This window comes from Microbacterium sp. 01T413_2 (assembly GCF_056398985.1).
On sequence record NZ_JBFTQL010000001.1, the window covers coordinates 44,204 to 71,022 of the forward strand.

At 69.0% G+C, this 26,819-nt stretch carries 22 protein-coding genes and 2 tRNA genes; 11 read left to right on the forward strand and 13 right to left on the reverse strand.

Annotated elements, in window-relative coordinates; genetic code table 11:
• The first annotated feature begins 40 nt into the window (after nt 1-40).
• The 5 genes from AC1DMN_RS00250 to AC1DMN_RS00270 all read left to right on the forward strand — a co-directional run bounded on the left by AC1DMN_RS00250 (nt 41) and on the right by AC1DMN_RS00270 (nt 5,346).
• Nucleotides 41-2,167: an acyltransferase family protein gene (locus tag AC1DMN_RS00250; RefSeq protein WP_477229002.1), complete on the forward strand. Its 2,127-nt coding sequence runs from the start codon at nt 41-43 to the stop codon at nt 2,165-2,167.
• A 40-nt stretch (nt 2,168-2,207) separates the two neighbouring features.
• Nucleotides 2,208-2,738: a gamma carbonic anhydrase family protein gene (locus tag AC1DMN_RS00255; protein ID WP_477229003.1), complete on the forward strand. Its 531-nt coding sequence runs from the start codon at nt 2,208-2,210 to the stop codon at nt 2,736-2,738.
• A 47-nt stretch (nt 2,739-2,785) separates the two neighbouring features.
• A tRNA-Ile gene (locus AC1DMN_RS00260) sits at nt 2,786-2,859 on the forward strand.
• 85 nt (nt 2,860-2,944) lie between these two features.
• Entirely contained in the window at nt 2,945-3,544 is a 600-nt protein-coding gene (locus tag AC1DMN_RS00265; protein WP_477229004.1) for a TetR/AcrR family transcriptional regulator, read from the forward strand.
• Nucleotides 3,541-5,346: an alpha/beta fold hydrolase gene (locus AC1DMN_RS00270; protein ID WP_477229005.1), complete on the forward strand. Its 1,806-nt coding sequence runs from the start codon at nt 3,541-3,543 to the stop codon at nt 5,344-5,346. The genes AC1DMN_RS00265 and AC1DMN_RS00270 overlap by 4 nt, the downstream gene beginning before the upstream one ends.
• Nucleotides 5,347-5,430: 84 nt before the next feature.
• Here the strand turns inward: AC1DMN_RS00270 and AC1DMN_RS00275 are convergent, their stop codons facing one another.
• Nucleotides 5,431-5,637 (reverse strand): CsbD family protein, encoded by a 207-nt coding sequence (locus AC1DMN_RS00275; protein ID WP_440731928.1) that lies wholly within the window; start codon nt 5,635-5,637, stop codon nt 5,431-5,433.
• 146 nt (nt 5,638-5,783) lie between these two features.
• Between AC1DMN_RS00275 and AC1DMN_RS00280 the strand changes: the two genes are divergently transcribed.
• Nucleotides 5,784-6,101: an ArsR/SmtB family transcription factor gene (locus AC1DMN_RS00280; protein ID WP_477229006.1), complete on the forward strand. Its 318-nt coding sequence runs from the start codon at nt 5,784-5,786 to the stop codon at nt 6,099-6,101.
• Between the two features lie 2 nt (nt 6,102-6,103).
• Nucleotides 6,104-6,622 carry an SRPBCC domain-containing protein gene (locus AC1DMN_RS00285; RefSeq protein WP_477229007.1) on the forward strand — a complete coding sequence of 173 codons (519 nt, stop codon included), beginning with the start codon at nt 6,104-6,106 and terminating at the stop codon, nt 6,620-6,622.
• A 50-nt stretch (nt 6,623-6,672) separates the two neighbouring features.
• On the opposite strand, the gene AC1DMN_RS00290 is transcribed toward AC1DMN_RS00285, so the two are convergent.
• Entirely contained in the window at nt 6,673-7,950 is a 1,278-nt protein-coding gene (locus AC1DMN_RS00290; RefSeq protein WP_477229008.1) for an alpha/beta fold hydrolase, read from the reverse strand.
• Nucleotides 7,950-9,950, reverse strand: coding sequence for a DUF262 domain-containing protein (locus AC1DMN_RS00295; RefSeq protein WP_477229009.1), 2,001 nt, complete (start codon nt 9,948-9,950; stop codon nt 7,950-7,952). Before AC1DMN_RS00295 ends, AC1DMN_RS00290 begins: the two co-directional genes overlap by 1 nt.
• 174 nt (nt 9,951-10,124) lie before the next feature.
• Between AC1DMN_RS00295 and AC1DMN_RS00300 the strand changes: the two genes are divergently transcribed.
• Both AC1DMN_RS00300 and AC1DMN_RS00305 read left to right on the forward strand, forming a co-directional pair.
• Nucleotides 10,125-10,898, forward strand: coding sequence for a hypothetical protein (locus AC1DMN_RS00300; RefSeq protein ID WP_440731923.1), 774 nt, complete (start codon nt 10,125-10,127; stop codon nt 10,896-10,898).
• A gap of 180 nt (nt 10,899-11,078) precedes the next feature.
• A complete protein-coding gene (locus AC1DMN_RS00305) occupies nt 11,079-11,579 on the forward strand; it encodes a DUF3145 domain-containing protein (protein ID WP_477229010.1) in 501 nt (166 codons plus the stop codon).
• Between the two features lie 286 nt (nt 11,580-11,865).
• Here AC1DMN_RS00305 and AC1DMN_RS00310 read toward each other — a convergent pair whose 3' ends face one another.
• From AC1DMN_RS00310 to AC1DMN_RS00345, 8 genes are all read right to left on the reverse strand, one after another.
• Complete coding sequence (locus AC1DMN_RS00310) at nt 11,866-13,107, reverse strand: beta-ketoacyl-[acyl-carrier-protein] synthase family protein (RefSeq protein ID WP_441977837.1); 1,242 nt, start codon at nt 13,105-13,107, stop codon at nt 11,866-11,868.
• A 135-nt stretch (nt 13,108-13,242) separates the two neighbouring features.
• Complete coding sequence (locus AC1DMN_RS00315) at nt 13,243-13,491, reverse strand: acyl carrier protein (protein WP_045270633.1); 249 nt, start codon at nt 13,489-13,491, stop codon at nt 13,243-13,245.
• A 62-nt stretch (nt 13,492-13,553) separates the two neighbouring features.
• A complete protein-coding gene (locus tag AC1DMN_RS00320; protein ID WP_440731920.1) occupies nt 13,554-14,552 on the reverse strand; it encodes a beta-ketoacyl-ACP synthase III in 999 nt (332 codons plus the stop codon).
• The gene (locus tag AC1DMN_RS00325; RefSeq protein ID WP_477229011.1) at nt 14,549-15,484 is read right to left on the reverse strand and encodes an ACP S-malonyltransferase; all 936 of its coding nucleotides are present in this window, start codon (nt 15,482-15,484) and stop codon (nt 14,549-14,551) included. Before AC1DMN_RS00325 ends, AC1DMN_RS00320 begins: the two co-directional genes overlap by 4 nt.
• 109 nt (nt 15,485-15,593) lie before the next feature.
• Nucleotides 15,594-16,820 carry a PucR family transcriptional regulator gene (locus AC1DMN_RS00330; RefSeq protein WP_440731918.1) on the reverse strand — a complete coding sequence of 409 codons (1,227 nt, stop codon included), beginning with the start codon at nt 16,818-16,820 and terminating at the stop codon, nt 15,594-15,596.
• A 13-nt stretch (nt 16,821-16,833) separates the two neighbouring features.
• A complete protein-coding gene (gene aceE / locus AC1DMN_RS00335; protein ID WP_477229012.1) occupies nt 16,834-19,557 on the reverse strand; it encodes a pyruvate dehydrogenase (acetyl-transferring), homodimeric type in 2,724 nt (907 codons plus the stop codon).
• 124 nt (nt 19,558-19,681) lie between these two features.
• Nucleotides 19,682-20,443 (reverse strand): IclR family transcriptional regulator, encoded by a 762-nt coding sequence (locus AC1DMN_RS00340; protein ID WP_477229013.1) that lies wholly within the window; start codon nt 20,441-20,443, stop codon nt 19,682-19,684.
• Nucleotides 20,444-20,457: 14 nt separating this feature from the next.
• Nucleotides 20,458-21,891 (reverse strand): aromatic amino acid lyase, encoded by a 1,434-nt coding sequence (locus tag AC1DMN_RS00345; protein WP_477229014.1) that lies wholly within the window; start codon nt 21,889-21,891, stop codon nt 20,458-20,460.
• A 122-nt stretch (nt 21,892-22,013) separates the two neighbouring features.
• On the opposite strand from AC1DMN_RS00345, the gene AC1DMN_RS00350 reads away from it, so the two are divergent.
• Nucleotides 22,014-23,342, forward strand: a complete 1,329-nt coding sequence (locus AC1DMN_RS00350; protein ID WP_440731914.1) for an MFS transporter — start codon at nt 22,014-22,016, stop codon at nt 23,340-23,342.
• Between the two features lie 18 nt (nt 23,343-23,360).
• On the opposite strand, the gene AC1DMN_RS00355 is transcribed toward AC1DMN_RS00350, so the two are convergent.
• Nucleotides 23,361-23,433: transfer RNA gene (locus AC1DMN_RS00355), tRNA-Val, on the reverse strand.
• A gap of 42 nt (nt 23,434-23,475) precedes the next feature.
• On the opposite strand from AC1DMN_RS00355, the gene AC1DMN_RS00360 reads away from it, so the two are divergent.
• A complete protein-coding gene (locus AC1DMN_RS00360; RefSeq protein ID WP_441977834.1) occupies nt 23,476-24,606 on the forward strand; it encodes an aminotransferase class V-fold PLP-dependent enzyme in 1,131 nt (376 codons plus the stop codon).
• Between the two features lie 27 nt (nt 24,607-24,633).
• Here the strand turns inward: AC1DMN_RS00360 and AC1DMN_RS00365 are convergent, their stop codons facing one another.
• Nucleotides 24,634-26,814, reverse strand: coding sequence for a heavy metal translocating P-type ATPase (locus tag AC1DMN_RS00365; protein ID WP_477229015.1), 2,181 nt, complete (start codon nt 26,812-26,814; stop codon nt 24,634-24,636).
• Between the last annotated feature and the right edge of the window lie 5 nt (nt 26,815-26,819).

Sequence of the window (26,819 nt, forward strand, 5' to 3'; positions counted from 1 at the left end):
GACGACGGGAGGACTCAGTGATCCGGGATACCTTCGTCAGGTGGCAACAGCTGGTACCTCTTCCCGTGCGGCCCTGCGCCGACTCCGTACATCCGAAACGCGGGGCACGTCCGCCGCGCAGAAGGTCGGATCGAACTTCATCCCTCATGTGCAGGGTCTGCGCGCGATCGCGGTGCTGGCCGTCGTGCTGTACCACTTCTGGCCGGGACGGCTGAGCGGCGGCTACGTCGGCGTCGACATCTTCTTCGTGATCTCCGGGTTCCTGATCACCGCGCACCTTGCGCGCGAGCTGAACGCCACGGGGAGGGTGAACCTCGGTCAGTTCTGGGCTCGCCGTGCTCGACGTCTGCTTCCTGCGTCGCTGCTCGTGCTGCTGTTCTGCGCGATCGTCGCGGCGATCCCCGTGCTGTCGCCGCTGTCCCAGCTCCCCGCGGAGCTGCAGGAGATCGTGGCGTCCACCTTCTATGTGGAGAACTGGTTCCTCGCGCTGAACTCGGCCGACTACCTCGCGCACGCCGGGGATCCGACGATGGTGCAGCACTACTGGTCGCTGTCGCTCGAGGAGCAGTTCTACGTGCTCTGGCCGCTGATCATGCTGCTCGCGGCATGGATCGCGGTCAAGTATTTCCGCGGGTCGCGGCTGCGCGCGGCGGCGATCGCGATCGGCATCGTGTCCGTGGCCTCGTTCGCGTTCTGCGTCTGGTTCACGGCGACGAATCCGGCGCCCGCCTACTTCGTCACCTTCGGTCGGATGTGGCAGTTCGGTGTGGGTGCGGTGCTCGCCCTGGTGCCCCGCCTGCGCGTGAGCAACGCGATCGGCAGCTTCATCCTGGGCTGGGGCGGCATCATCGTGCTGCTCGTCGTGATCTACCGCTTCGATGCGCAGACGCCGTTCCCCGGCTACATGGCCGCGATCCCCACACTTGCGGCAGCGGCGATCATCGCCGCCTCCAACACCGAGCGCTGGTGGTACCCGACCCGCATCCTGGCGATCCGGCCGATGCGCTTCACCGGCGACATCTCGTACAGCCTGTACCTGTGGCACTGGCCGCTCATCATCATCGCGCCGTCCGTGCCGTTCTGGGGCCTCACGATCTACCACCGCGTCGCGCTCGTCGGCATCTGCTTCGTGCTGGCCTGGCTCACCAAGAAGTTCGTCGAGGATCCGGCCCGCACCTGGAAGCCGCTCACTTCGCGCAAGCCCCGGCTGTCGCTGTGGGCTTCACTCGCTGCGATGGTGATCGTCGCGGGCGCCGCGGGCGCGGGCTGGGCTGCGAACGCGGGCACCTACCAGCAGGGCGTGCAGGCCATCGCCGAACTCCGTGCGAACCCCCCGGCGTGCTTCGGTGCGGCGGCCATCCTCGATGAGTCTTGTGCGGGGACCAAGTCCGATGAGATCCTTCCCGCCCCAGGCTTCGCGGGCGTCGACCGTCCGGAGGCGTCGCAGTGCTTCGTGCAGCTCAACGACGCACGGCCGGTCTCGTGCGAGTTCGGCTCAAAGGACCCGAACGCGAAGCAGATCGCTCTGATCGGCGACAGCCACGCGTACCAGCTGCTCACCACGTTCCAGGGGATCGCGGAGAAGGAAGGATGGCACCTCACCACGTACTTCAAGGGCGCCTGTCCGTGGAACACCACGCCGCTGTCCACCGGCGGGGCGTTCGGCGACGCGTGCACGCAGTATCGCGCCGCGGTGGCGAAGCAGCTCGAGAAGCGGCACTTCGATGCGATCTTCACCGCCGCGCTCTCCACGACGCCGTACGCCGCGGGGGAGCATGCCTCCTCCTACGATGCGGCGGTAGCCGGATACCGAGAGGCCTGGGCCACGCAGACGTCCAAGGGGACGCCCGTGATCACCGTCGTCGACAACCCCGTGTGGGAGACCGACCCGAACAAGTGCCTGCGCACCCGCGCACAGAGCGCCTGCGACGGCCCGCGCACCGACCTGCTGACCGAGAAGGACCCGTTGCGTGCGGCCGCGGACGGTCAGAAGGACATCACGCTGCTCGACTTCACGAAGGTCTTCTGCGACGACGAGAACTGCCGTGCGGTGGTCGGCGGAGCCAACATCTACCGCGACCAGGACCACATCACGGTGACGTTCGCGAACTCCCTCGCCCCGCAGTACACCGCGGCGCTGAAGGCCGCGATGGGGATCGGCGGCTGACCCCGGACGCGCGCGGGGGCGGGGCGGATAGGGTCGCAGTATGAGCGACGAAGCCACCGTCCTGTCCCTGCCCGGCCGAACCCCCGCCATCGATCCGACGGTGTTCCTCGCCGCGGGCGCGAAGGTCATCGGGTCGGTGACGATCGGCGAGGGCTCCAGCGTCTGGTACAACGCGGTACTCCGCGCGGATTCCGCGGAGATCCGGATCGGCACCGGCAGCAACGCGCAGGACAGCGTCTCGGTGCACGTCGACCCCGGCCATGGCGTCACCATCGGCGACGATGTGTCGATCGGCCACAACGCGGTCGTGCACGGCTGCACGATCGGCGACGGATCGCTGATCGGCATGGGGGCCGTGGTGCTGAACGGGGCCGTGATCGGATCCGAATGCCTGATCGCCGGTGGTGCGCTGGTGCTGAGCGGCATGGAGGTGCCGGACGGGTCACTCGTCGCGGGCGTGCCGGCCAAGGTCCGCCGCGAACTCACGGCCGAGGAGAGGGAAGGGCTGCGCCAGAACGCCCGGGTCTACCGCGGGCACTCGGCACTGCACCGGCAGGCGAGTCCGCTCTGAGCTGCGTGCACCGGAGGGTCGCCCTGGCCCGGTAGTCTCGAAGTTCCGGGGCGGTGGCCAAGCTGGTGAAGGCAGTGGGCTCATAACCCAACGATCGCGGGTTCAAGTCCCGCCCGCCCCACACTTCCGATCCCCGCACGCGACGCGATCTCGCGATGCCTTCTCGTCGACTTGCAAAATATGTAGACCGGTCTATTCTTATGTCCATGGCATCAAAGGGAGACCTCACGAAGGCACGGCTCACAGAGTCCATGCTCGAACTCATCCAGACGGGTGGCTACAGCGGCACAGGCCTGAACGCGGTGACAGACCACGCCGCGGCACCCAAGGGATCGATCTACTTCCACTTCCCCGACGGGAAGGAAGGCCTGGGCGTCGCCGCGGTCGAGCTCGCCACGACACAGTTCGAGACCTTGATCGCGGAGGCTGCCGAGTCGGCGGACGGCGCGGCTGCGACGGCCCGCGTCGTGATCGAGGCATTGGCGGACATCGTCAGCGAAAGCGACTTCCGGCTGGGTTGCCCGGTCTCGGTGGTCACTCTCGAGATGGGTGCGGAGAGCGAGCGGATCCGACAGGCGTGCGCGACGGCCTTCACGTCCTGGATCACGCCGACGGCCGCGCTCCTCGAAGCCGGAGGCATCGGCGCCGAAGAGGCCCGTACCCTCGCGACGGTCGTCGTCTCCACGATCGAGGGAGCGGTGATCGTCTCCCGTGCCATGCGGAGCGTCCAACCCCTGATCGCGGCCGCCGACGTCGTGGCGACGCTCATCGAGCAGCGCATCCAGACTGAGGGGATCACGCGATGACCGCGCAGGAGGCGCCCCGTCACGCGCTGGTCTTCGGGGCCTCGGGGTTGATCGGCCGGCACCTCGTGCTGACCCTCGCGGAGTCCGGTGCGAACGTCACCGCGGCGGTGCGGAGTGCCGCATCTGCAGCACGCGTCGAACGATGGCTGAGCGAGCACGGTCTGACGCGCAGCATCAGCACGACGATCGTCGACTTCGATGCGCCGGAGATCGTCTCCGGCGGTGCCGCGGCGTTCCCGTCCGTCACCGAGATCCACAACTGCGCAGGCTCCTACCGGTTCGGTATGCCCGCCCAGGAGGCGCGCGGCGCGAACGTCGGCATCGTCGAGAAGCTGATCGAGTTCGCCGAGGGGCTTCCCGAGCTGCAGCGCGTCGTCCACATCTCCGGCTACCGGGTCGGGGGACAGGATCCTGCCACGGTCCCGTGGTCGGACGCACATCGTGCCGCGGTCTACAAGGAGCTCGGCGGCTACGAGGCATCCAAGGTGGAATCCGACGCCATCTTCCAGGCCGAGGCCAACGAGCACGGGATCCCGTGGACGATCGTCAATCCGGCGAGCGTGATCGGCGACAGCGCGACGGGGGAGTCCGATCAGCACATCGGGCTGGCCACCACGATCGAGCAGATCTGGGACGGGACGGCGACCGCGCTGCCCGCGGGCAGGGGCACGTTCCTGCCCGTTCTCACGGTCGACTACCTGGCGGCGTTCATGGCGGCCGCGGCGAGCGATCCGACCGCCGTCGGCAAGGCGTACTGGATCCTCGACGACGACACCCCGCCGCTGGCGGAGCTGCTCACGCACGTCGGCCGGCACCTCGGCGCGAAGGTTCCGTGGCTGCGCGTGCCCGTCGGTGTCATCAAGCGGCTTCCGTCGCGCATCACCAAGGCGGATCCCGAGACGCTCGGCTTCCTGTCGGATGACCGCTATCCGACGGCATCCGCGATCGAGCTGGCACAGCGGAACGGGATCCGCACGCCGGACGTTCTGGTCTCCCTCGATCGCTGGGCCGACCATCTGGCGGCGCATCGCTTCGGCCGTGCCGGGGCCGACGACCGGAGGTTCGTGGACGTCGGCGGGCTGAAGACGTTCGAGCTCGGCCGGCGCGACGCCACCCGGCTGATCCTCCCGGGGCTGCCCGTCAACGCCGACACCTGGACCGAGGTCGCCGAGGCCGTCGATGCGCGCGCCCTGGACCTCCCGGGCCTCGGTCTCAGCGGCGGCACCGGAGTGCGGGACTGGGATCGGTGGCTGCCGGGCCTGCTGGGCGAGGAGCCCGTCGAGATCATCGGCCATTCGCTCGGTTCGGCCGCGGCGGTGCTCGCGGCCGATCGGCTCCCGGGCCGGGTCACGTCGCTCACTCTGGTCGCGCCGTTCTTCCTCCAGCCCCGGGCCGGAGTCTCAGCGAGCCTGCGGCCGTTCGTACGCGCCTACCTGCGCCGCATCGACCCGGTGCGGCTGTCGTTCCGGCTCACCGGGTCGGACGCGAGCGCAGCCGCTCTCGAGTCCACCGTCGGCGATCTCAAGCGCAGCGGGGCTGCGAGGGTCGCTGCGCAGCTCGCCCTGGCGAGTTCGGCCCGGTGGCGGTCCGAGCTCCGAGAGGTGCTCGGGCGATTCGACGGCCCGATCCGCATCATCACGGGAAGCAAGGATCCGCTCGATCCCGGAGTGGAGGAGATGCTCAGGTCGCGTCCGAACGTCGAGCTGATCTCGGTGCCCGGTGCCGGACACCACCCGCAGCTGACGCACGGGCATGCTCTTGTCGATGTGCTGACGGGATCGTTCGACGGCGCCCGGGTGTGACGCACGCAGACGAGTCAGCGTGATGTCGCGTTCGCCCCGCCGGGCATCGGGGAGATGTCCGGCGGGGCGGCGCGTCTGTTCGTATCAGCGGTCCATCGCGTCCTTGATGTGCTCGCCGGCGTTCTTCGCGTCGTCCTTCAGGTGCTCGCCCGCCTCCTTGAGGTCGGCCTTGGCCTGATCCATCCGGCCCTCGTTCTCGAGTTCCTCGTTGTCGGTGACCTTGCCGGCCCCCTCCTTGACCTTGCCGGACATCTTCTCCGCCGCGTTCTTCACGTGGTCTGCAGCGCTCATCTGCGCGTCTCCTCTCGTGTGTCGTACATCTCACGTTCACAGGACGGAGGATCGAACGCCACGGGGTTGACGAGCGCACGCGACGCCGCTACCTCCCGCCCGAATGTAACCTTGCAGGTACGTAACTGAAGCGGTACGTTCAGGCCATGGACGCCGTACTGCAGGCCCTCGTCGACCCGAGCCGGCGCGTCGTGCTGGACATCCTGCGGGATCACGATGCGACCGCGGGCGAGCTGGCCGATGCGCTGCCGATCGCGCGGCCGGGGGTGTCCCGCCACCTGCGGGTGCTGCGCGAAGCGGGTCTGGTGGACGTGCGACAGGATGCGCAGCGGCGCATCTACCGGCTGCGGCCGGAAGCGCTCGCCGACCTCGACGAGTGGCTCGAACGATACCGCGATCTGTGGACGCAGCGACTCGACGCCTTGCATACCGAGATCGCCCGAGGGAAGAAGGACAGGACATGATCATGACCGGCACGATGTGGGAGCTCAACGACGCCACGGGCGCGATCCACGTGGAGGACGTCTACGACACCGACGTGGACGACCTGTGGCAGGCGTGCACGGATCCGGAGCGCGCGGCGCGCTGGATCGCCCAGTTGGCGGGCGACTTCCGTCCGGGTGGCATGCTGCGCGCCACCTTCACGAGCACCTGGACCGGATCCATGCGGATCGACGTCTGCGAGGCGCCGCATCACCTTGTCCTCACCCAGGAACCGGGCACGGACGAGGAGACGGTGATCGAGGCCTGGCTGTCCGCCGAGGGGGAGAGATCGCGGCTGGTCGTCGAGGAACGCGGGTTGGGCGTCGGAGTGCTCCACTTCCACGCCGCGGGATGGCAGGTGCATCTCGAAGACCTCCGGCGTGCGCTGGAGTCGGGGGCGACGGCGCATCCGACCGGGTGGTCCTCGTCCCAGCCGGCGCCGGCCTGGAAGGAACGCTGGCAGGCACTGCTGCCCGACTACGAGGCGGTGCGTGCCGGCTGACGCCGCGCGCGCCGCTCCCGTGCGTCAGCGTCGGGTCACGTCGGCGGGGGTCAGCGCACCCGGCGGTCGTGGGCGAGGTCGACGAGGTGCTCGAACACGCGCCCGGCGCGCAACCCGTTGTGCTCGTGCTCGCTCGTGACCCACAGGCGCAGATCCGGAAGCAGCGCCGCGGTCTCGAGCGAGTACTCGATCGGAACGTACGGGTCATTCACGTAGACGGAGGCGGCGCCCTTCACACCGGATGCGGCCAGCGCCGCAGGATCGTAGATCGCGGGCCATTCGTGGTCGGCCAGGGTCAGTGCGACCTCACGCCACGGCTGGAAAGCCGGGACCGTCTCCGTCCAGTCGCGACGGATGTGCTCGCCGGTGAACAGCGTGACATCCTGGACGAAGTCGTCGGGCTCGACGCGCTCGGCGGACCAGTCCGTGACATGGCCGTTCGCATAGCTGGACTCGTGGAAGACGAAGTACAGCGGGTTGCGACCGCCGAACGGCATCGCGCTCGCGAGGTCGTAGCGGAACGCGTTGCTCGACGGATCCAGTTCGAGAAGCTGCCAGAGCGTCTGCCAGCCGTCGTTGGTGCCCAGGGCGGATCCCACCGAGCGCAACCGGGACGGCGAGACGACCTCGCCGCTCGGCAGCACGATCTCGCCGGCCGATGCGAGATCCACCAGGCGGCGCATGCGTTCGCGGTGTTCGGGGAAGCGCCGGTAGTACCGCTCCGACGCATCGCGCATCTTGTCGTAACAGAGCGCGTACACCTCGTCTGGACTGCGTGTCACCGTGCTGAGGCCGCCGGTCAGGTACGCCCGATCGATCGACGAGGCATCGGTGGAGAGGTACGCGAGAGTCGTGAATCCGCCGAACGACTGCCCGAGGACGTTCCAGCGGTCAACTCCCAGATGCGAACGCATCGCCTCGCAGTCCCGCACGATCGCATCCGCGCGCAGATGGGTGAGGTACTCCGCCACCGTCTCCGACCCGAGGGACAGGATGCCGTCGCCGACCGGGGTGGACCGACCGGTGCCGCGCTGATCGATCATGACCACGCGGTGGTGCTGAAGGGCCTGATCCAGCCACGACGGCGCCGCCGGCGCATGAAGCGCGCGGGGCGCCTCGGAACCAGGACCGCCCTGGAGGAAGACCAGATAGGGGAGATCTTCTCCGCCCTCGCGTGCGACGACGGAGGCGAACACGTCGATCGTGCGGCTGTCGGACGGATCCGACCACACGAGCGGCACGGTGAGGGTGTGCTCCTCGACGGCGAGGTCCATCATCCGGCGGCGGATCACAGTGCTCTCGAAAGGAGCGGCGGCAGAGAGCGTCATCACATCACATTCCCGATGTAGGAGTACTTCACGAACACTTCCGCGGCCAAGCCCGACTCCTCCAGGAGGCCCTGCACCGCGCTCATCATGTACTTCGCGTCCCACCCCATGTAGAGGAAGTGGCCCTCGTCCAGCTCGTCCCAGGTCCCGTTCCACGCCTTCTCGTCGTAGATCGGCCCGCCGTTGCGGTCGTTGAACGCGTCGAGAGCGTCGCGCGTGTCCGTCCAGCCGCGCCGGAAGACGCGGTTGAACAGGTACTTCACGTCGGGAACCTCCCAGCGCTCACCGCGGTACTCGACGTAGTCGAACTCCCGCTCCCATCCAGTCGGCCAGCCTCGCCGTCGCACGGCGTCGAGGATCGGGGTGAGTCCGTCGTCGTCGATGTCCACGACGGCGGGTCGGCGCCACACCTGCACGAACGCGTCGGTGAGCGCGGCCGTGCGCTCCGCGATCGCCGCGGTGCCCCACGCGTCGAGACCGGCGAGGGCGGTGTTCTCATCGACCCTGCTGCGGCGGTAGGCATCGCGCTTGTCAGGGAACGACGCGCCGTAGACGCGTTCGGCGAGAGGCTCCTCCAGCAGGGTCAGGTTGCCCAGCGTCCCGGCGAGGGCGCGGTGGCTGTTCTGCTCGTCCTCGGAGTACTCGCTCCATGCACGCACGCCGTCGCCGGACCAGGAGTCGTGCGGCGCGGTCGGCACGATGTGCTCGACGTCGAAGCCACCGGGGTCGGCGACGCCTTCGATCCGGCCCAGCACGTACAGCGCGTGAGGGAGGTCGGTGAACTTCAGCGCCACCCGGATTCGCTCGTCCGACGGCGTGATCCGGGCGAAGGCGCGCAGCAGCTCCTCCGGTCCCTGTGCCCTGGCACGGCAGAGTCGGGCGATGAGACGGTCGTTCGGGATGCCGACGACCGCGCGGCGCAGCAGCATCGACTGCATCCGCTCCAGCGTCTGCACCAGTTCGTCCTTGGAGATCAGGCCGAGCTGGTGGTCGCGATAGGCGCTGAGCACGAGCGGATACGTGGAGCGCCCGAAGGTGTTGATGTAGACCAGCTGCCGCCGGATCTCCGGATCCTGCTCCTGCGAGGGATTCAGCAGGATCCGGTAGATGTCCGAGAACTCCCGCCACACGCTCGCCTGCGCCGGCAGGTCCTCCATGCCCATGTGCGGGAACTCATGCCGGAACGCACTGTAGACGCCGTGCTCGCCGTCGACGGACACCTCGCGGCCGGTGGTCATGATCAGGAAGTGGCGCCAGAATGCGCCAATCGCCTCGCCCGCGTTGCGCTCGATCGGCAGCCAGAAGTCCTCCTCGACCTGCTGCTGCTGCGCGTGCGAGAGCCCCATGAGGATGTAGTTGTGGATCAGCTCGTGATCGCGCAGCGGCTCTCCGGTGGAGTTGAGGCTCTCGAAGATCTGCTGCGCGTTGGCGGCCTCGCCGAGGGTGATCGAGACGTGTTCGAGCTTCTGCAGCCCTCGCCAGATCCGCGGCGCCTCGTCGGCGTGCACCTGGGACCGGAAGAACGCGTAGTTGTCGTCGAAGCGCGACTCCGGCTGGTCGGGGCCGCGCCGGTCCAGCACGACGGACTCGAACAGGCCGGCCCAGGCCTCATGCGGGCGGAGCTTGGTGCGGTGCGCGTCGTCGGGTCGCACCAGCACTCGCGCCAGCTCGTCGGCGAGCTCCTGATCGATCTCGTGCACCGCGTGGTGCAGGGCCGCGATGAGCAGCATGAGCGTCGTGATGCGCTGCTGACCGTCGATCAGGATCAGGTCGGCGTCCGGGTGGGCATGGTCCTCGGCGGAGAGGATCGAGCCGATGAAGTGCCGATGCGCGTCGTCCTCGTCCGCCACGGCGCGGATGTCGGACAGGAGCTTCTCGCAGCCGCCGATGTCCCAGCGGTACTGGCGCTGGTAGACCGGCACGACGATCGTGGTCGCGGGGGAGGAGAGCCACTCGATCGTTGAGACTGCGGTTGCTTCGACGTTCGTGGCCGTGCTCATGCTGCTGGGCTTCTCCTCGGATCGCGTGCTGCCGGGACCAGTCTATTCAGCGACCGGAGGCGCCTGGATATTCACGGCCGGCCCTCCGGGCGCGTCGAAGTCGCGCTGTTAGGCTGTCCTAAGAAGGGCCTGTTAAAACGTGCTGGCCCCTTTATGAAAGGACATGACTCGCTCATGGCATACATCAAGTCCGCCGCCCTCGAGGACAAGGGCTTCGTCGTCCTCGACAGCTACAACCAGGAGCTCGACCCCAAGGAGTGGCTCGACATCGAGTACAACGACTGGAAGTCCTCGGGTGACACCCGTTTCGCTCCGCTCGCCTCCGCCAAGGGCGAGATCGAGTGCAACGGCTTCTGGAACCACGTGCCCCCGCGCACCGACAAGGACGGCGTCTGGATCGACGCGCAGACCTCGAAGGCCCCGAACCTGACGCGCCGTGCGCAGGAGCCGGGTGCGAACGTCGGTCGCTGCCGTGTCATCGAGCTGCAGCCCACGCCCTACGGCGAGTGCCTCTACAACCTGCACCAGGACGACAACAACCGCCTCAACCCTGACGGCACCGGCTGGGTCGTGCGCGGCTTCTTCAACCTCACCGACGACAAGGACAGCTACTTCGTCCTGCGCGAGAACCGCACCGACCCGAGCGTCGAGTACCGCATCGCCCTTCCGGCCGGCGCGCAGCTGATCGTCGACACGCAGCGCCTCTGGCATGCCGCCACCCACAACGGCACCGAGCCGCGCTACTGCCTCATCACGTCGTGGACCTCCGGCCCCGAGCTGGACGCCTACATCGAGAAGTACCACGGCACGGACGAGGTGGAGAACTACCCTGTCGACCAGGCGACCCTCGACGCCGGCTACGAGGAGCAGGCCCGCCGTGACGCGGCCCGCGCCGCGTACTACGCCGCGAAGGGTCAGAAGGAGAAGATCGCGATGAGCGAGGCCTGAGCCTCCCTCGTCCTATAGACGGTCCTCGGCGCTTCGGCGCCGGGGACCGTTTCCTTTTCGCAATGAGTTACACAGTTGTGATTTCGCCGATGATCAGTGAGAATGGGCCCATAACCGCATAACGCCGTGCTTCGCGGATCAGGTCGTAGGGGAAGACGCACCTGATGAAACGGAGAGACCATGGCAGCACAAGCACGCGGAGTGGTGTACATCCACTCCGCACCGCGCGCGCTCTGCCCGCACCTGGAATGGGCGGTCGGACGCGCTATCGGGCGCGCCGTCAACTTCGAGTGGACCGAGCAGCCCGTCCTCGATGGCGCCCGCCGGGCCGAGTTCTACTGGGACGGTCCCGTGGGCACGGGCGCCGCTCTCGCGACCGCGATCCGCGGCTGGGAGCACCTCCGGTTCGAGGTGACGGAGGATCCGACCCCGCGCAGTGACGGAGGCCGGTGGCTGCATACGCCCGACCTGGGTGTGCACTATGCGCAGACCGACGCGGCAGGCAACATCGTCGTCGGCGAGGACCGGATCCGCTACGCCATCGAGATCGCCGCCGGCAGCCCGATCGAGCTGCAGCGCGAGCTCGACGTCGCCCTCGGGTCCGCATGGGACGAGGAGCTCGAGCCGTTCCGGCGTGCGAGCGACGACGCCCGGGTGGTCTGGCTCCACAAAGTGGGATAGGCCGCGGCGCTGGCGGGTGGGTTGACCGCGGCGCTGGCGGGTCGGAAAAGGACTCGTATGATCCGGTCTCCGAGGTCCGAGGGATCGAGGGCACCGGATCACACGAAGGGACGGGGATCGGAGGAGGCGCGATTATCGGGGGTCGGAGAGCAAGGACCCGGAACCCGAGAAAGCGTATCCCCGGTCCTGGGCCGGAGAGATAACAGAACAGCACAACCGAAAAGAATGAGAATCGCCCCGACCGCTTCGATGAGGAAGCGACCGGGGCGATTCTCGTCCGTGCGGATCAGCCGTCGTAGGAGCGGAACGCGACGACCGCGTTGTGCCCGCCGAAGCCGAACGAGTTGCTGATCGCGAGCTGCGGGCCGTCGCCGAGCGGCTGCGCCTCACCGGAGAGCTTGAACGGCACCGCCGGATCCGGCTCGGTCATGTTGATCGTCGGCGGAGCCACGCGGTCGCGCAGCGCGAGGATCGTGAAGACCGCCTCGAGCGCGCCCGTGCCGCCGAGCAGATGCCCGGTGGACGCCTTGGTCGCCGACACCGGGATCTCGTCGATCCGGTCGCCGAAGACGCGCTTCAGGGCGCCGTACTCGTTCGGGTCGCCGACCGGGGTCGACGTGGCGTGCGCGTTGATGTGCGTGACCTCGTCGGGGGTCGCGCCGGCCTGTGCCAGCGCCTGCTCCACGGCGCGGGCCGCACCATGGCCCTCGGGGTCGTTGCCGGTGATGTGGTACGAGTCCGCAGAGACGCCTCCGCCCACCACGTAGGCGTAGATCTTGGCGCCGCGGGCCTTGGCGTGCTCCTCGGTCTCCATGACCAGGGCTGCGCCGCCCTCGCCCATGACGAAGCCGTCACGGTCGATCGCGCCGGGGCGCGAGGCGTGCTCGGGGTCGTCGTTGCGACGCGACAGGGCCTGCGCAGACGCGAACGAGGCCATGGTGATCGGGTGGATCGCGGACTCCGCGCCACCGGCGATGATGACGTCGGCGAGGTCGTCCTGCAGATGCTGGTAGGCGTTCGCGATCGACTCGGTGCTGGACGCGCATGCGCTCACGACGGTGCGCGCGAAGGCCTTCGCACCGAAATGCAGCGACAGGTTGCCCGCGCCCGCGTTCGGCATGAGCATCGGCACGGTGAGGGGCATGACCCGGCGCGGGCCCTTCTCACGCAGCGTGTCCCAGGCATCCAGCAGGGTCCACAGGCCGCCGATGCCGGTGGCCCAGTCGATGCCGAGGCGCTCCGGGGCGATGTCGGGGGCTCCCGCGTCGGCCCAGGCCTCGCGGGCGGCGATCATGCCGAACTGCACCGAAGGATCCAGGCGCTTGGCCTCGTGCCGGGGAAGGACCTCCTCCGGGCGGACGGACGCCTCCGCAGCGAACGTCACCGGGATCTGGTAGGTCTCGATCCAGTCGTGGGTGAGGGTGTGCGTGCCGGAGACACCGGCGAGCAGGTTCGCCCAGTTCTCCGGGGCGGTGCCGCCCAGGGCGGACGTGGCACCTATGCCGGTGACGACGATGCGCTTGGTCATGCGTGTTCCTTCTCGGGGAGCGGGTGGGTGCTGCGATCGACCGGTTGCTGAGCCTGTCGAACGCTCAGGGGCCGATGGGGGCGGAAGAGGAGGATGCCACGCCCCGCAGAAGCGCGGGGGTGGCATCCGCGGGTGTCACTCCTGGCCGGCGACGATGAAGCTCACGGCATCACCGACGGTCTTGAGGTTCTTGACCTCGTCGTCGGGGATGGTGACGCCGAACTTCTCCTCGGCGTTGACGACGATCGTCATCATGGAGATCGAGTCGATGTCCAGGTCGTCGGTGAAGGACTTCTCCAGAGCGACCTCCGAGGCGTCGATGCCGGTCTCGTCGGTGATGAGCTCTGCAAGGCCAGCGAGGACCTCGTCGTTGCTGAAGGCCATGATTTCCTCTTTCTTTGGATGGTTGGGAACCGGTGAACAGTCTAGGAGTCGGCGGCGCCCGGTCAGGGGAGCACGACGACCTGCGCGCCGAACACCAGGCCGGCGCCGAAGCCGATCTGCAGGGCGAGTCCGCCGCTGAGCTCGGGGTGCTCCTGCAGCAGGCGGTGCGTGGCGAGTGGGATCGACGCCGCGGAAGTGTTGCCGGTGGTCTCGATGTCGCGCGCGATCACGGTCGTCTCGGGCAGCTTCAGCTGCTTGGCGAACTCGTCGACGATGCGCATGTTGGCCTGGTGCGGGATGAAGGCTGCCAGATCCGATGCCTCGACGCCGGCCTGTTCGAGCGCCTGCTTGGCGACCTTGGCCATCTCCCAGACAGCCCAGCGGAACACGGTCGGGCCCTCCTGGCGCAGCGTCGGCCAGGGCGCTTGCCCATCGCGGAACTCGGTGAGGGTGTGGTTCATGCCGACCGCGTCGGCCTTCGAGCCGTCCGAGCCCCAGACCGTGCCCGAGATGCCGGGGAAGTCACTGGGGCCGACAACGACGGCGCCGGCCCCATCGCCGAGCAGGAACGAGATGCTCCGGTCAGTCGGGTCCACGACATCGGAGAGCTTCTCGGCGCCGATGACGAGCGCATACCGAGCGGCGCCGGCGCGGATCAGGGCATCCGCCTGGGCGACGGCGTAGGCGTAACCGGCGCATGCCGCGTTGAGGTCGTAGGCGGCGGCCGGGTTCGCGCCGACTCTGTCGGCCACGATCGCCGAGACGGAGGGGGTCTGCTTCGGGTTGCTGATCGTGGCCACGATCACGAGGTCGATGTCGGACGGCGCCACGCCGGACTTCTCGATCGCCTCGATCCCGGCGGCCGTGGACAGATCGATCGCGTCGGTGGTCGGCAGCGCACGGGCACGTGTGACGATGCCGGTGCGCTGACGGATCCACTCGTCGCTCGAATCGATCGGCCCGATGAGGTCTTCGTTCGGAACGGCGTTCTCCCCGCGGGCGGCGCCCACGGAGTAGATGCGGGTGTACGCGGGGCCGGTGGCCTGCTTGAGCGTGGTCATGCTGCTTCTCCGTTGTCGTCAGCGCCGTTCAGCAGCGCGACCGCCGCGTCGAGGTCGTCCGGGGTCTTCACAGCGACGGCGGGAACGCCGCGCAGCCCGCGCTTGGCAAGACCGGTGAGGGCGCCTGCCGGGGTCAGCTCGATGAGGCCGGTGATACCGCGCTCGGCGAACGAGGCCATGCACAGGTCCCACCGTACGGGGGAGGAGACCTGGGTGACGAGGTTCTCCAGCGCCGTGGCGCCGTCTGCGAGGACGGATCCGTCCTTGTTCGTCCAGAGCGTCACCGTCGGATCTGCCGCGTCGACGCCGGCGACGGCTTCGCGCAGCGTGTCGACGGCGGAGGCCATGTAGTGCGTGTGGAACGCGCCGGCGACCTGCAGCGCGATCACGCGGGATCCGCGCACGGGGGCCTCGGCCAGTGCCGCGAGGGCAGGCAGGGCGCCTGCGGCGACGATCTGACCGCCGCCGTTGTAGTTGGCAGGGGTGAGGTCGAGGTCGGACAGCAGCGCGAGCACGGCCTCCTCGTCGCCGCCCAGGACGGCACTCATCCCGGTCGGGGTCCTGCCTGCGGCGTCGGCCATCGCGCGGCCGCGGATGCCGACCAAGCGCATCGCGGTCTCGGCGGGGATCACGCCGGCACCCGACACGGCGGCGAACTCGCCGACCGAGTGGCCGGCGATCCCGTCAGGGCCGCGGCCCGCGCGCTCCTGCAGGGCCTTCGCGGCCACCAGCGAGGCGGCGACGATCAGAGGCTGCGCGATGCGGGTGTCGCGGATCGTGTCGGCGTCGGAGACGGTGCCGTGCTGGATCAGGTCGACCTCGGCGGCCTCCGAGTACGCGGCGAGGTCGTTGGCGACACCGTCGAGCTCGAGCCAGGGGGAGAGGAAGCCGGGGGTCTGGGAGCCCTGTCCAGGGCATGCGAAGACGATCACGTTCCCAGTCTGCCAACGATCCGCCGGTTTCGGTGGCTCAACCCTCACAAGAATCCGCAGATCGGTTATCTGAGACGTACAACGCGTTCGGTATCGCGGCGTCGAAGGATCAGCGCGGGCGACGAGGACGAAGTCCGCGCCGGACCGGATCCGCCGTGCCGATCGTGCCGAGCACGAGCGCGGTCTGCAGGATGAAGGCCTCACGCGGACCGGTGGCGTCCCAGCCGATCACCTCGCTGATGCGCTTCAGGCGGTAGCGCACGGTGTTCGGGTGCACGAACAGCTCCCGCGCGGTCGCCTCGAGGGAACGGCCGTTGTCGAGGTAGCTCCACAGCGTCGTGACGAGGTCGGTGGAGTGGTCGTGCAGCGGACGGAACACGCGCTCGATGAGGGTCTGCTTGGCCAGCGGGTCGCCGGCGATCGCGCGCTCCGGCAGCAGCTCGTCGGCGTCGACGGGCCGCGGCGCGCCGCGCCAGGCGCGCGCCACGGCGAAACCGGCCAGGGCGGCACGGGCGCTCTGCCCGGCGTCGACGAGTGCGGCGACGGCGGGGCCGACCACCATGTGCCCCGGCCCGAAGGAGGGCTCAAAGGTGCGGGCGATCTCCGCGAAGGAGAACTCAGCGGGCTCAGTGCCGTCGGTGGCGTCGTCCGTGGCGGCGGGCTTGGCGCGCCCGACCACCAGCACGAGTCGTGACCCCTGCACGCCGATCAGCACGTCGACCGCCAGCTTGCGCGCGGTGCGGCGCACCTGGTCCACATCGAACTGCGGCGGTGTGGTTCCCACGATCACGCAGACCTCGCCGTGGCCGTGCCAGCCGAGGGCGGCGATGCGGCTGGGCAGCTCCTCGTCGGCTTCGCCGGTGAGGATCGAGTCCACGACGAGCGCCTCCAGGCGCGCGTCCCACAGCCCTCGGGCCTCGGCGGCGCGCGCGTACACATCGGCGGCCGCGAAGGCCACGTCGCGCGAGTACAGCAGGATGGCGTCGCGCAGGTGCTGGCCGTTGCCTGCCACGCGCTCCTCTGTCACCTCGACGGTGACGCGGATGAGCTGCAGCGTCTGCTGCAGGCTCACGCTGCGCAGCAGCTCACGCGGTGCGGCGGCGAAGATGTCCGCGGCGATCCAGGGGGTCGACGTGGGGTCGTCGTACCACTGGATGAACGAGGTGATGCCCGCCTGGGCCACCAGCCCGACGGCGGAGCGTCGGGCCGGTGGCATCTCGGCGTACCAGGGCAGCGAGTCCTCGAGACGCTGCAGGGTCGCCGTGGCGAGATCCCCGGAGATGCGGCGCAGCCACGCCAGCGTCTCCTCCTTGGTCATCTCGGGAGGTCTGCTCATCGTGCCGCTGGCATCAGCTGTCGCCACCGGCGTTGCCGCTGGTGCCGGCGTTCACGTTGTACAGGTCGTACTTCGCGATCGCCTGTCCCACGACGGAGCGGTCGATCCGCCCCTCGTCCGCGAGCGCCTGCAGAGCGCGGACGACCATGGACGGGCCGTCGATCTTGAAGAAGCGGCGAGCGGCGGCACGCGTGTCGGCGAAGCCGAAGCCGTCGGCGCCCAGCGTGTAGTACGCACCGGGGACCCACTGGCGGATCTGGTCCTGCACCGCGTGCATGTAGTCGCTCGTCGCGATGAACGGACCCTGGGCGTCCTTCAGCTTCTCGGTGAGGTACGCCGTCTGCGGCTCCTGGTCCGGGTGCAGGAAGTTGTGCTCGTCGACGGCCAGGCCGTCGCGGCGCAGCTCGGTCCACGAGGTGACCGACCACACGTCCGCGGACACGCCCCAATCGGCGAGCAGCAGCTCCTGTGCCTCGATCGCCCACGGCACACCGACGCCCGAGGCGAGCAACTGCACGCGCTGCCCCTCGCCGGATCCGACGGAGATGCGGTGCAGACCCTTCCGGATCCCCTCCGCGTCCACGTCCGCAGGTTCTGCCGGCATCCGCATCGGCTCGTTGTACACCGTCAGGTAGTACATGACGTCCGGGTTCGGGTGGGTGCCGCCGTACATCTGCTCGATGCCGGCCTGCACGATGTGCGAGACCTCGTAGCCGTACGCCGCGTCGTAGACGAGCGTGGCGGGGTTGGTCGAGGCGAGCAGCGGGGACTGGCCGTCCGCGTGCTGCGTGCCCTCGCCGGTCAGCGTGGTGCGACCGGCCGTGGCGCCGATGATGAAGCCGCGGCCCATCTGGTCGCCGGCCGCCCAGAACGCGTCGCCGGTGCGCTGGTAGCCGAACATCGAGTAGAAGATGTAGATCGGGATGAGCGGCTCGCCATGCGTGGAGTACGCCGTCGAGGTGGCGGTGAACGCCGCAGCCGCGCCGGCCTCGTTGATGCCCACGTGCATGATCTGCCCCTGCGGGCTCTCCTTGTACGCGAGCAGCAGCTCCCGGTCGACCGCAGTGTAGTTCTGGCCGTTCGGGTTGTAGATCTTCGCCGTGGGGAAGTACGCGTCCATGCCGAACGTGCGCGCCTCGTCGGGGATGATCGGGACGAGGCGCTCGCCGAAGCCCTTGACCCGCATGAGGTCCTTGACCATGCGCACGAAGGCCATGGTCGTGGCGACCTCCTGGTTGCCGGATCCCTTCTTCGGCAGCGCGTAGTCCTTGTCCTCGGGGAGGTTCAGGCCGACGTGCGTGCTGCGGCGCTCGGGGAGGAAGCCACCCAGGTCGCGACGGCGTTCCAGCATGTACTGGATCGTCTCGTCGTTCTGTCCCGGGTGGTAGTACGGCGGACGGTACGGGTCGGCCTCGAGCTGCGCGTCCGAGATCGGGATGTGCATGGTGTCGCGGAACAGCTTGAGGTCGTCCAGCGTCATCTTCTTCATCTGGTGGGTCGCGTTGCGGCCCTCGAAGTGCGGACCCAGGCCGTAGCCCTTGACGGTCTTGGCGAGGATGACGGTCGGCTGGCCCTTGTGCTCCATGGCGGCCTTGTAGGCGGCGTACACCTTGCGGTAGTCGTGGCCGCCGCGGCGCAGGTGCCAGATGTCGTCGTCGGAGTAGTCCTTGACCAGGGCGAGCGCGCGCTCGTCGCGGCCGAAGAAGTTCTCGCGCACGTAGGCGCCGCTCTCCGCCTTGAAGGTCTGGTAGTCGCCGTCGGGCGTGACGTTCATCAGGTTCAGCAGGGCGCCGTCGGTGTCGCGGGCGAGCAGGTCGTCCCACTCCCGGCCCCAGACGACCTTGATGACGTTCCAGCCGGCCCCGCGGAAGAAGCTCTCCAGCTCCTGGATGATCTTGCCGTTGCCGCGGACCGGACCGTCGAGGCGCTGCAGGTTGCAGTTGATCACGAAGGTGAGGTTGTCCAGACCCTCGTTCGCGGCCACCTGGAGCTGGCCCCGCGACTCGACCTCGTCCATCTCGCCGTCGCCGAGGAACGCCCACACATGGGAGTCGTTCTGCTTGATGCCGCGGTTGGCGAGGTACTTGTTCGTCATCGCCTGGTAGATCGCGTTGATCGGTCCGAGGCCCATCGACACGGTCGGGAACTGCCAGAACTCCGGCATCATCCGCGGGTGCGGATAGGAGGGAAGGCCGTTCGGGGCGCCGGACTTCTCCTGGCGGAACGCGTCGAGCTGCTGCTCGGTGATCCGGCCCTCGAGGAAGCCGCGGGCGTACATGCCGGGGGAGGCGTGGCCCTGGTAGAAGATCTGGTCCCCGCCGGCGGCGTCATCGCGCCCGCGGAAGAAGTGGTTGTGGCCGACTTCGTACAGCGAGGCGGCCGAGGCGTAGGTGGAGATGTGACCGCCGACGCCGATGCCGGGCCGCTGCGCGCGGTGCACGGTGATCGCGGCGTTCCAGCGGATCCAGTGCCGGTATCGGCGCTCGAGGTCCTCGTCGCCGGGGAAGGCGGCCTCGTTCTCCGGGGCGATGGTGTTGATGTAGTCCGTGGTCGGGACCATCGGCACGCCCAGATGCAGGTCCTTCGAGCGCTTCAGCAGGCTGAGCATGATCTCGCGGCCGCGGCCGTGGCCCTTCGCGTCGACGAGTTCGTCGAGCGATTGCTGCCATTCGCTGGTCTCTTCGGGATCGCTGTCGAGCGGGCCCTGGGAGTACGGATCCTGGTCGTGAACAGTCACAGGAGGCCTTTCGTCTGTCTGGCAGGTCATGCCAACGAAATCGGGATGCGGCGCCGGGGAGGCTTGTCGACTCCGCACAAAAGACGCGCGGATCTCAGCCTAGCCCTCCCAGCGGTCAGGCCGGTTATCGAAGGTCTGCGTCCGTCGTCGTCGGTGCGGAGTGCTCGGGGCGGAGTACCGCAGTCAGGTTCTGCGCGGCGTCGCGCACGAGTCCGCCGAGCTGCTGAACGCGATCCGCACCCATGCGGAAACTCGGCCCGACGATGCTGAGGGCCGCGACGACGGCGCCCTCGCTGTCGAGCACGGGAGCCGCGATGACGGTGGCGTCGGGCGCGGACACCGCACCGAGAGCCACGAACCCGGTGTCCGGCGTCTCGCCGTCCAGGACGGCGCCGACCGCCGAGCCGTCCATCTGCACCGTACGGCCCGCCCATCCGGCGAAGCCGACGTGCCGGATCGGCTGGTCGCTCTGCACCTCACGCAGATAGATGCAGCTGCGCCCGGGGCCGCGAACGGTCAGGTAGCTCGACTCTCCGCTGAGGTCCGTGAGCCGTTGCAGCACCTCTGCGGAGCGCTCGAAGAGGTGCTCCGCGGTGGCGGGTTCTGCGTCGAAGCGCGAGCGGGCGAAGCGGTGACCGGAGACGTAGCCGCCGTCGGCTGTGCGTGCGACATAGCCCCAGTGCTCGAGGGCGCGCAGCGAACGCATCGTCGTGCTCGTGGGCAGACCGCTCGCGCGCGCCAGCTCGGTGAGCGGCTGGGGTCCCGTCTCGACCACGATCGTGAGCAGCTCGAGCGCCCTGTGCACGGAACGGGGACCCGAACCCGAGTCGAGCGCCTCAGCTCTCTCCTCCGCGGCAGGCACCCCGCCGGGTCCGATCGTGCTCATCGATGCTCCTCCGTCTACTCGCGCGACTCACCGAGCCGAATCCTATCCAGCGCCGACGCGGTGTCGGCGAGCTCACTGCTCAGATCGCGGTCCTCGAGTCCGCCGTGCCTCTCCGGCAAACCCCGCAGCAGGTCTTCCGCACCGGGCAGGCGACGCAGGGCGACCGCGAAGCAGGCGAGCATCGTACGGTAGCTCTCCGTCGCGAGACGGAGGCGCCGCACCGCCTGCGGCGTGAACGGTGCATGCTCCTCGGCGCCGAGCGAGAGATGCACGCCATGACCCCCGTGCGCGGCTGCGAGGTCCCGGATGTCGGCGAGCGCCGCGGCCGCGACGTACTCCAGCATCATCGCCCCCGTCGCATCGGGAGTTCCGTCGCCGAGGAACTCGGCCTGATCGGTGTAGCGGGGGTTCATGAGCAGCCCGAGCCGCGCGAGGAGCAGGCTCGCGTCCTGAGCGAGGGCGCGCAGCGCCGTACCGCAGGCGAGTTCCAGGTCGACGGTGTAGAAGTTGCCAGTGTGCGCGACCTGCTCCTCACGGATGAACACGCGGGGGTTCTCGTGCGCACTGTTGACTTCGGCCAGCATCGCATCCCGGCAGCGCTCCCAGGACAACCGCACGGAGCCGAGCGACTGCGGCAGCAGGCGCATCGAGAAGGGGTCCTGCACTCGCGCGCTGGGGCCAGTGTCGGAGGGGGCGAGCCTGGTCGCGGCATCGCGCATCGCCGGGTAGCGGTCCGCGAACGCCGCCGCCGCGAAGTGCTCGGCCGTCGTCCGAAGTGTTGTCGCGGTCGCGGCACCGAGCACCATCGCCACATCGATCGCACGATCGAGATCGACGAGCGTGAGCGCCGCATCGGCGAGTGTCAGCGCACTGCTGCTCATGAACGGAAGGCCGTCGGAAGCGGCGAACGGACCGGAGGGCTCGTCCGCGGTGATCTGGAGCGCAAGGGCCGCGAGCGCGCCGAGATCGCCCGTGCCGAGCGCGCCGCCGAAGGCCACCGTCGGCGGATCCTCGCGGGTCGTCGCGGCGAGCAGGGCGCCGGCGAGCGCCGGGCTGACGCCGGATCCGCCCTGCGCGAGCTGGTTGGCGCGGATGAGCAGCATCGCCCGTACGCGCTCGGCGTCGACGGCAGGACCGTATTGGAGCGCGTGGCTGCGCCAGAGGCGCAGACACGACGCCCTGTCGCGCACGACGGCGACGCTGCGCCGTGCGCCGACTCCCGTGGAGAGACCGTAGACCGGGCGCGTCTCGGCGAGGCGCAGCAGGGTGTCGTGGGCAAGAGCGATGGCATCAACGGCCGCCGCCGAGTATTGCGCGCGCGCGCCGTCCTCGGCGAAGACTCGGATGTCGTCCAGCTGCAGCGGCTGGTCGCCGAGCACGATCGTGACACCTGCGGACGCCGCCGCAGGCGCGGTGGCTCGATTCGACCGCCCCTTCGCGTCGATCATGGGACTCCTTCCGACGGAGCGCTTCGCACTCGGGTCTTGACATTCTGGCAGTCACCAAGTTTCATGTGGTGAACAATTGCTATTTCACTACATGGGAACACAACGTGGCAAGGGAGCTGCTGATGAATTCCGCCATCACCGACGAGGCCCAGGAGCCGGTCCCGGAAGGGAAGATCGCTCTCGATCAGATCCCGTTCGGACGGTTCCACTTCAAGGTCACGATGATGACCTTCGGCGCCAACTTCTCGGACGGCTATGCGCTGGGGATCATCGGCGGCGCGTTGCCCCTGCTGTCGCAGCAGTGGCACGTCGACGGGTTCTGGCAGGGCATGCTGGCGAGCTCGGCGCTGATCGGCCTGTTCTTCGGGTCGCTGATCCTCGGCCGGATCAGCGACCGGATCGGTCGGCAGCGCGTCTACGTCCTGAACTTCATCCTGATCGCCGCCGCATCCCTGGCGCAGTTCTGGGCACCGAACGTCGAGACGATCTTCGTGCTTCGCCTGCTGATCGGCTTCGGTCTCGGCGCGGACTACGCCGTCGGTCCGACGCTCCTGTCGGAGTTCGCGCCGCGCAAGTCCCGCGGCCTCATGCTCTCCTCGCTGACCGTGCTGTGGACCGTCGGCTATGTCATCGCCAACGTGATCGGCGCCTATGTGAACGTGGGCCCGGACACCTGGCGCTGGCTTCTCGCCTCAGGATTCATCCCGGCTCTGTTCGTCCTGATCGTGCGCATCGGCTCACCCGAGTCGCCGGGCTGGCTCATCAGCAGGGGGCGCGGCGATGAGGCCGCAGCGATCGCGGAGAAGTATCTCAAGACGGGGAACATCTTCATCCCGGCAGCTCATGTCGAGGAGAAGAGCAGCTACCGCGAGCTCTTCAGCCCCGCGCTGCGCAAGAGCACCTGGTTCGGGATCCTGTTCTACACCTGCCAGGTGCTCCCGTACTTCGCCATCTACACGTTCGTCTACACGATCCTCGAGGCGATGAAGGTGTCGGACGCGAACGTGCAGAACCTGCTGATCAACATCTTCCTGTTGGCCGGTGGCGTCGCGGGCCTCTGGGCGATCGTGCGATTCCCGCGCAAGGCCTTCACGTTCTGGACGTTCGTCATCATGACCGTGATGCTGGCTCTGCTCGGGCTCCTCGCGGAGGCGTCGCCGTGGCTGATGCTCATCCCGTTCGTGGTCTATTCGTTCGTGATGTCCGCGGCGTCGAACATCACCCAGGTGTACCCGCCCGAGCTCTTCCCGACGCATCTGCGGGGGAGCGGCGTCGGCCTGCTCAACGCGACCAGCCGCATCGGCTCGGCGATCGGGACATTCCTGCTGCCGATCAGCCTGGAGAAGTGGGGAGTGTCCGTGTCGATGTACTGGCTCGCCGGGGTGCTCGCACTCGGCGCGCTGGTCACCTGGCTGTGGGCGCCGAAGACGGAGGGCAAGAGGCTCGTCTGATCGATGGGCGCCTCGCGGTGCGCCCAGAGAGACTCGAACTCCCGACCACATCCGTGTAAAGGACGTGCTCTACCAACTGAGCTATAGGCGCGTTCCCTCCAGCCTAGCGGGAGCGGTGTGCCAGGCTGAGCGCATGAACCTTCCGCACGACGATGTCGATCCCGACGGCCTGCTGGAGTACTCGGTGGTCTTCACGGACCGCTCCCTGAACCACATGTCCGCGCGATTCCTCCGCGTGATGCAGAGCGTGCAGTCCGATCTGCGGGCCGCCTATGGCGCGACGACGACGGCGATCGTCCCGGGTGGCGGGACCTACGCGATGGAGGGCGTCGCTCGCCAGCTCGCCACCGGGCGCCGCTGCCTCATCGTGCGCAACGGACTGTTCTCCTACCGCTGGTCGCAGATCCTCGATGCCGGCGACGTCGCGCACAACACGGTTGTGTGCGCGGCGCGCCCGGATTCCGATGGCGCGCAGGCTGCCTGGGCCCCCGCACCGATCGACGAGGTGGTCGCCGCGATCCGCGCCCAGCGCAGCGAGGTCGTCTTCGCACCGCACGTCGAGACGGCGGCGGGGATCCTGCTGCCCGATGACTATGTGCGCGCTCTCGCCGACGCGGTGCACGAGGTCGGCGGGCTGTTCGTCCTGGACTCGATCGCGTCGGGTGCGCTCTGGGTGGACATGGCAGCCCTCGGCGTGGACGTGCTGCTGAGCGCTCCGCAGAAGGGGTGGAGCGGATCACCCGGCGCCGGTTATGTGATGCTCGGCGACGCGGGTCGCGAGGCTGTGACGTCGCGCACGTCGTCGAGCTTCGCCATGGACCTGGCGAAATGGTTGTGGATCTCCGAGGAGTATGTGGCGGGCCGTGCGCCGTACCACGCCACCATGCCGACCGACACGCTCGCGCACAACGCCGCACTCATGACCGAGACCCGCGAGCGGGGCTTCGAGGCGTTGCGTGCCGCTCAGTGGGACCTCGGCAGCCGGGTGCGCGCCCTGCTGGCCGAGCGTGGTCTGCCCTCGGTGGCCGCGGAGGGATTCGCCTCGCCGAGCGTCGCCGTGGTGCACACCACGGAGCTGGGACTGCGCACCGGAGCGCTGTTCCGCGAGCAGGGGCTGCAGATCGCGGCCGGTGTGCCGCTGCACTGCGGAGAGCCGGAATCGTTCTCGACGTTCCGGATCGGGCTGTTCGGTCTCGACAAGCTCGCGGATGTGGACGGCACGGTCGATCGTCTGGCAGGCGCTCTGGACCGGATCGGACTCTGAGTCCGATCCGGCCGGGCCACCGGACATTCAGTGCGAGCCGTGCTCCGGTGAGGCGGCGACGCTCTCGGGCCGCAGGTCGAGCCGGCGCAGCAGCTGCGCGTTGAGGGCGACGACCACGGTGGAGACCGACATCAGGATCGCACCGACCGACATCGGCAGCAGGAAGCCGATGGGGGCGAGCACGCCCGCGGCGAGAGGCACGGCGGCGAGGTTGTATCCGGCCGCCCACCACAGGTTCTGCCGCATCTTGCGGTAGGCGGCCCGCGACAGGTCGATCGTCGCGACCACCGAGCGCGGATCCGAACTGGCCAGCACGACCCCGGCGGATCCGATGGCCACGTCGGTGCCGGCGCCGATCGCGATGCCCACGTCCGCCGTGGCCAGTGCGGGGGCGTCGTTGACACCGTCGCCCACCATGGCGACCACCCGTCCCTCGGCCTGCAGCTCGGCGACCCGCGTCGACTTGTCCTCGGGGCGCACGCCGGCGAAGAACCGCCGGATGCCGAGTTCCGCCGCCACGGACGCGGCGACCGCCTCGGCGTCGCCGGTGATCATGACGACGTCGACGCCGCGCTGCTGGAGTGCCCGCACCGCATCGCGGGACTCCGCCCGGATCGCATCGGCCAGCTTGAGAGCTCCGGCGAGCCTTCCGTCCACGAGCACGTGCAGGATGATCGCACCCTCGGCACGCCACGCCGACGCCTCGGGCATCTCCGCCGCGCCGGTCTGCGCGAGCAGCCCCGGTCCGCCCACCTCGACGCTGCGGCCGTCGAGGACGGCCCGGACACCGAGCGCCGGCTCGGAGCGGAATCCCGACACGGCGCCTCGGGCCAGACCGCGGTTCTCAGCGGCCGTGCGGATCGCCGTGGCGAGCGGGTGCTCGGAGTCGGACTCTGCAGAGGCGGCGGCGCCGAGCACCTCGTCCTCGGTGAAGCCCGCCGCGACGGCGATCCCGATCACAGCGGGAGCACCCTCCGTCAGCGTGCCGGTCTTGTCGAACAGCACGGCATCGACCTGGCGCATCCGCTCGAGGGCCATCCGGTCCTTCACCAGGATCCCGCCGTGCGCGGCCCGCTCCGTCGCGATCGAGACGACCAGCGGGATCGCCAGGCCGAGTGCGTGCGGGCAGGCGATCACGAGCACGGTGATGACCCGCACGACGGCGGCGTCGGGGAGGCCGATCGCGGTCCACACCACGGCGGTCACGATGCCGGCGATGAGGGCGAACCAGAACAGCCAGCCCGCGGCGCGGTCCGCGAGGCGCTGCGCCCGGGACGAGGACGACTGCGCTTCGGCCACGAGCCGTCCGATGCCCGCGAGGGCGGTGTCGACACCTACCGCCGTCACGCGGGCGCGCAAGGCCGAGTCCGTCGCGATCGTGCCGGCGACGACCTGGTCGCCCACGGTGCGCGGCACCGCGCGCGACTCGCCCGTGATCATGGACTCGTCGACGGTGGCGGATCCCTCCGCCACCACCGCATCCGCGGGCACGCGTCCGCCGGGGCGGATCAGGACGACATCGCCGACCCGGAGCTCCGCCGGTGACACGAGCTCCACGTCGTCGCCGACGAGGCGCTCCGCCTCATCGGGCAGGAGTGCGGCCAGTGAGTCGAGTGCGGACGTCGTCCGGGCCAGGGAACGCATCTCGATCCAGTGCCCGAGCAGCATGATCACGACGAGGAGGGCGAGTTCCCACCAGAAGTCGAGTTCATGGTCGAGGACTCCGAGAGTCGCACCCCAGGAGGCGAGGAAGGCGACGGTGATCGCGAGCGCGATCAGCAGCATCATCCCCGGACGCCGTGCGCGCAGCTCGGAGATCGCGCCGGCCAGGAACGGCTGTCCGCCCCACGCGTACAGCACGGTGCCGATCACCGGCGGGATCGCCCGCACGACGAGGGTGTCGGGAACGTGGTACCCGACGAGCATGGCGAACATGGGGGAGAAGGCGACGACGGGGACTGCCAGGACGAGCATGATCCAGAACAGGCGCCGGAATCGCGCGACGTGATCGCCGTGCCCGGCGTGGCCCGAGTGGCCGGCATGGCCCGAGTGGGCGTGCAGTTCCGCGTGATCGATGTCGCCGTGATCCGTAGGGGAGTCGTGCATCTGCGTGTGATCCGTCGGGGTCGGCGTCTCGTGCGCCGTTCCATGACCGTGCGTCGCGATGCCGTCGGCGTGGGGGCTGCCGTTCTGCGTTCGTTCGTCCATGATCG